Genomic DNA, 5,180 nt, shown 5'->3' with positions numbered 1-5,180 from the left:
GCTCCGGCCAGCACGACCGCGGCGTACCGCGGCGGGGCCGGCAGGGCGGGGACGGGCTGCCCCGGCGGCGCCTGGCTGCCGCCGCGCTGGCGCGGGGCGCGCTGCCGCGGCGTACGCACCACCGCGCGCGCCGTGCGCTGCCCGTGCGCCGGGATCCGGCGCAGGACGCGCGCCCCCTTGTCCGCTCCCCGTCCGAGGAAGGCGGCGAGCATCGCCAGGAACGGCATCAGGTCGTCCGCCGCGAACCAGGCCGCCTCCGTCCGCCCCTCCGGCCGCCCGCGCCGCCGCAGCGGGAGCCGACGCCCGCGCACCGCCGCCAGCAGCGCGTAGTTCTCGGCGACGAACACCCGGCCCGGCCCCCCTGACTGCGCGGGCACCTGCTGCCCCGTCAGATGCAGGTACATGGCCTGGACGACGTCCAGCCCGGCCGCGTCGGTGAACAGCCGGAACTGAGCCCCGGGACGCGGGTTGAAGTCGACCAGCCGGAAGCAGCCGCTCTCGTCCCGCCGGAAGTCGAGGTCCAGGATCCCCTGGTAGCCCAGGCGTTCGGCGATCCGCAGCCCCACCTCCTCCACCGCCGGATCGGGCAGCCAGCGCCCCACCGCCGTCAGCCCCGTCCGCACCGGCCAGGACAGCTCCTTGCGGCCCGACCCGGCGAGCAGCGGACGCCCGCCCGGACCGAAGGCGCCGTGGAAGAACCAGTCCGTGTCGGCGCCTGCGGGCAGGAACCGCTGCAGCAGCAGCCGGCTCCCGGCCTCCGCGCTGCGCTCGTACAGCCGGCGTGCCTCCGCGGCGGTGTGCACGAGGGTGGTGCTGCGCAGGCCGGAGCCTGTCGGCAGCAGCCAGGGCCGGCTCCACTTGGCGACCGCGGGCAGGCCGAGCCGCCAGGCCGCCTCGGCTGCCTCGGCGCCGCTGCCGGGGATCACGGTCTCCGGATGCGGGATGTCCCAGCGGGCGCACAGCGCCGACAGTTCGGCCTTGTCGGCCACCCTGTCCGGCAGGCCGTCGGGTTGGTGGGGGATCCGGAACCGTCCCTCGAGCGTCGGTGCGATCCGTGCGACGGCGATCGCGCTCAGGTCGTCCATCGCGATGAGCACCGCAGGCTGTCCGATCCGCTCCGACACCCCGGCGAGGCACTCCCCGAGGGCCTCCGGCGCCTCCGGGTGGAGCCCGCCCGGTGGTCCCTCGTGCACGGCGCGCACGTACCGCGAACGCCCCATGGGACCTCCCCCGGCCTCGACGACGGTATGGACCTCCACGCCCTTGCGCCCAAGGGATCTGACCGCGCCCAGGGTTCCGTGGTGGAACGGATTCCGGTCGAGTCTGAGCACAACAGCGGGCACGTGGCCGGAGAACTCGTACATGGAAACGGTGTCTTTCACCTAGTCGGACCAAGCAAGGGTGGTGCGCAACTGCAAATGGCCTAGGAAGGCGGTCATCGGACAGGCCGTTCATCGGATGTGATGCCTAACGTCTGTGGCAAGCGCACCGATTCGGGAGAGCCCGGGAGATGCCATGCTCAGAACACATCGCCGTCTGGCGAGCACCTGTATCGGTACGGTCGCGGCCGGGCTGCTCGCCACCGGCGCCGCGCTCGCGCCCCCCGACGACGAGCAGCCGAAGGCCGCGGACACCGCGATGGGCGCCTACCTCGACTACGGGCCGTCCGGGGTCGCGCGGATCCCGTTCCTGTCGAACTGGCTCGGCGGCAAGGAGATCCGCGTCGGCCACACCTATCTGCCGGGCGACCGCTGGGCCGGCATCGAGGGGAACGTCGGCTTCCTGGAGGACTGGGCCGAGTGGCGCCGGGCCGCGGCCGACCGGCTCTTCGTGCTCAACGTGCCCATGCAGGAGCGCAACGAGGGCCGCGTGCCCGACCGCCAGGTGGCCCGGCTGATCCGGGAGGGCGCCGAGGGCCGGTTCGACGCGCACTTCCGCAAGCTCGCCGAGCGGCTGGTCGACCTGGGCGTGCCGGACACGGTGATCGTGCTCGGCTGGGAGATGAACGGCGTCACCTACACCCACCGGTGCGCGCCGGACCCGGACAACTGGAAGGTGTACTGGCGGCGCATCGTCACCACGATGCGGTCCGTCCCCGGGCAGGAGTTCAGCTTCGACTTCGCCCCCAACCGGGGGACGGACGCGATCGGCTGGACCCACTGCTACCCGGGCGACGACGTCGTCGACATCATCGGCATGGACTCCTACGACCAGGGTCCGGGCCGCACCTTCGACGACCAGATCACCCAGCCGTACGGGCTCCAGCACCACGTCGACTTCGCGAAGGCACACGGCAAGCGGGTCTCGTACCCCGAGTGGGGGCTGTACCGCCGCGGGGACAACCCGGAGTACGTGCGGCGCATGCTCCAGTGGATCGAGCAGCAGAAGCCGCTCTACCACACCATCACCGACTACTGCCCGCACGGCGTGTGGCAGTGCAAGCAGAACCCGCTGTCGGCGCAGGTGTTCCGCAAGGCGCTCACGCCCGGGGTGCCGGACCCGGTGGTCCCGACGCCCGCGGTGCCGACGCCGGTCGTGCCGACCCCGGTGGTCCCGACCCCCGTGGTACCGACGCCGGTGGTCCCGACCCCCGTGGCGCCGACCCCGACCGTGCCCACGCCCCAGATCCCGTTCCCGATCCCGCTCCCGATCCCGCTCCCGCTCCCCCACCTGCCCGTGCCGGAGCCCTCGCCGGTGGTCTCCGCGCCCGGGGCACCGGAGACCCCGGCGCCCGAAAGCCCGGCGGCGACGCCCGTCACGCCGAGCCCGGCCGCGCCGAGCCCGGCCGCGCCCAGCCCGTGGCCGTCCCGTCCGACACCCGTGAACAGCACGCAGTGGTGCGTGCCTCTCGGCTTCGGCGACTGGCTCGCCAAGCTGGTCGGCAAGCAGTCGGTCTGCATCACCCTCGACTGGGACCGGGACTCCGGTTTCTGGCCCTGGTAGACCCGTCATCGCACCCGCAGTTCGTTGAGCCTGGCCCGCCAGTCCCGGGCGGCCGGCAGCGCCTCGCGCAGGGCGTCCACCGCCCGCTCGCGCCCCGCCACCTGCGACTCGTGCAGCCGCAGCAGGGGCGCGAGCGCCGTCCGGGCCATCAGGAACCGCTGGTTGACGACCGTGTCGGGCCGCCAGTGGTTCTTGTACGGTTCGCTGCCGCGCAGGAAGCTCACCACGGGGCGGCCCTCCGCGAGGGCCCGGCCTGCCTCGTAGCGCAGGAGCAGCGTCGCCACGTCCACCTTCCGCGCCCGCAGGTCCGGGTCCGCCCCGTACAGGTACCCGCCGCTGAGCGCCCCCGACAGCAGCGTGACGTTGGCCGCCACCACCTTCCCGTCGAGCCGGAACTCGGTCAGCCGGCCCTCCCCCGCGCGCACCATCCGCCGGGTGGCCCGGGTCAGGTGCTCGGCGAAGCGGGGCTTGAGGTGCTCGGGCGTGACCCCCCGGCCGCGCCACTGCTTCTCGTGGAGCCGCAGCAGGGTCCGTACGGCACCGGGCACCTCGTGCTCGGTGACCTCGCGCTCCTCGATGCCGGCCGCGTCGGTCTTGCGGAGCTTGGCCCGCACCCGCTGGGCCCCGGAGGCCGGCATCCGCTTGACCAGCTCGTCGAACGGCAGCGCGGGCAGTTCCATGCAGGTGGAGTCGGCGAGCCTGCTGCGCACGCCCGGCCACTGCTCGTAGACGGCCTCGGCGGCCGCGCCGGGCCGCACCTCGCGCAGGTCGACGACGGCGCCGCGGGCGGCCCGGTGCAGCCCGTGGGCCAGCGCGGGCACGACCTGGCCGGCGTACGCGTCGGCCACGAGTACGTCGGAGTGGTCGGTGATGCCCCCGCCGAGCGGCACCAGCAGCGGCAGCGGCCGGTGGACGAGCATCAGCGGGGCGGCGCCGAGCAGTTCCCCGTCGCGCCGCACGAGCACGATCCGCAGCCGCCCGTCCCGGCCGTACGACAGCCACCAGGAGTGCAGCCAGGCGTGGCTCTGGAAGGGCGTGGCGGTACGACAGGAGCGGAACAGCCGGTTCCAGGGCTCGGCCAGTGCGGCGAACTGCCGGGGGTCACGGCACAGCGTCACCGACAGGGCCCCGGTGGAGCCCTGCGTCATCGCACGGACTCCTTCTCCTTGGATTCCGCGTGCTCGCCCTGGGCCGGCAGCGTGGGCGTGGCGGTGAACTCCTCGACGACGGTCTCCTCCTCCTGCCGCGACGGCTGCTCCTGCCGCGGCAGCTGCTGCTGCTCACGCCGGCCGCGGCCGGGCCGGGCCAGCATCCACAGGCCGCCGAGCAGCCCGCCGGCGCACAGCCCGACGGCTCCGGAGACGGGGGCCGACGGCGAGACCGGATCGGCCGGGGCCACGGCCTGGCTGAACAGCAGCAGCTGCACGCCGGTGTTCTTGGCGGCCTGATTGCTGCTCAGCGACAGGGCGTCGGCGACCGCGTTGGCGATGTCGGCCGCCTCGGCGGCGCTCCGGGAGGTGCCGGTGACGGCGATCATCGGGGAGTCGGGGGAGGTCTCGGCGCGGACCTGGGTCCGCAGCCGGCGGGCGTTCAGCCCGGCGCGGGGCTGGGCGTACGCGAGGGTGGAGCTGCTGGTGGCGATGCGGCCGTACGCCTGGGCGAAGCCCAGCGCGGTGGCCGGCTCGGTGGTGTCGTCCGGGACGGCGACGACATAGCTGGTGGCGGCGTACTCGGGCGCCTTGAGGACACCGTACGCGCCGCCCGCGGCCAGCCCCAGCACGGCGCAGACGGGCAACGGCCACCAGGCGGGCGGCGGCAGCAGCCGTACCCGGCGGCGGCGGTGGTCGGACTTCTTCTGCTCGGCGCTGTCGGCCATGTGCGTGCTCACTTCCTGGGTGAAAAGGTGTTCCTCCCGGGCCCGTTCGGGACCCGGGACATGCGGTTCAGTCCCGGTCGCCGCGAGCCGGCCGCGGCTCGCGCGCGGAACCCGGCGCGCCGGCGGTCGCGGCCGTCCGGCCGACGAACGCGACGGCCGCCGGAGCCAGGGCGGTGGCCCCAGCCGAGGCCGGGGCGGCAGACGGGGCCGGGGCGGCAGACGCGCCCGGGGCCGGAGCCGTGGCCTGGGCGGACGCCGCAGCCGGAGCCACCGGGGCCGAGGCGGAGGTCGCGGCGAAGGCGGTGGCCGGGGCCGCGGCGGAAGCCGAGGGGGCGGCCGGGACCGTGGCGGTGGCCGAGGG

General features: G+C 74.8%; 5 protein-coding genes. 2 read left to right on the top strand and 3 right to left on the bottom strand.

The window, feature by feature from the left end; genetic code table 11:
• A partial coding sequence (locus tag HYE82_RS33825) for an ATP-grasp domain-containing protein (protein ID WP_306439680.1) occupies positions 1-1,220 on the bottom strand: 1,220 nt, incomplete at its 3' end.
• Positions 1,221-1,515: 295 nt separating this feature from the next.
• Between HYE82_RS33825 and HYE82_RS33820 the strand changes: the two genes are divergently transcribed.
• Positions 1,516-2,943 carry a glycoside hydrolase family 26 protein gene (locus HYE82_RS33820; RefSeq protein ID WP_179178045.1) on the top strand — a complete coding sequence of 476 codons (1,428 nt, stop codon included), beginning with the start codon at positions 1,516-1,518 and terminating at the stop codon, positions 2,941-2,943.
• Positions 2,944-2,948: 5 nt separating this feature from the next.
• Here the strand turns inward: HYE82_RS33820 and HYE82_RS33815 are convergent, their stop codons facing one another.
• Together HYE82_RS33815 and HYE82_RS33810 are read right to left on the bottom strand one after the other, a co-directional pair.
• A complete protein-coding gene (locus HYE82_RS33815) occupies positions 2,949-4,091 on the bottom strand; it encodes a GNAT family N-acetyltransferase (protein WP_179178044.1) in 1,143 nt (380 codons plus the stop codon).
• Positions 4,088-4,819 carry a lipopolysaccharide biosynthesis protein gene (locus tag HYE82_RS33810; RefSeq protein WP_179178046.1) on the bottom strand — a complete coding sequence of 244 codons (732 nt, stop codon included), beginning with the start codon at positions 4,817-4,819 and terminating at the stop codon, positions 4,088-4,090. Before HYE82_RS33810 ends, HYE82_RS33815 begins: the two co-directional genes overlap by 4 nt.
• Positions 4,820-4,992: 173 nt before the next feature.
• On the opposite strand from HYE82_RS33810, the gene HYE82_RS33805 reads away from it, so the two are divergent.
• A partial coding sequence (locus HYE82_RS33805; protein ID WP_179178043.1) for a hypothetical protein occupies positions 4,993-5,180 on the top strand: 188 nt, incomplete at its 3' end.

This window comes from Streptomyces sp. BR123 (assembly GCF_013401435.1).
Taxonomy (GTDB): Bacteria; Actinomycetota; Actinomycetes; order Streptomycetales; family Streptomycetaceae; genus Streptomyces.
The sequence above is the reverse complement of the archived record's forward strand: the minus strand, read 5'-3'. Positions and strand labels throughout refer to the sequence as shown.

Excerpts from the sequence above, each read along its gene's own strand:
- HYE82_RS33820 (WP_179178045.1), top strand. The coding sequence starts at position 1,516 with ATGCTCAGAACACATCGCCGTCTGGCGAGCACCTGTATCGGTACGGTC.
- HYE82_RS33815 (WP_179178044.1), bottom strand. The coding sequence starts at position 4,091 with ATGACGCAGGGCTCCACCGGGGCCCTGTCGGTGACGCTGTGCCGTGAC.
- HYE82_RS33810 (WP_179178046.1), bottom strand. The coding sequence starts at position 4,819 with ATGGCCGACAGCGCCGAGCAGAAGAAGTCCGACCACCGCCGCCGCCGG.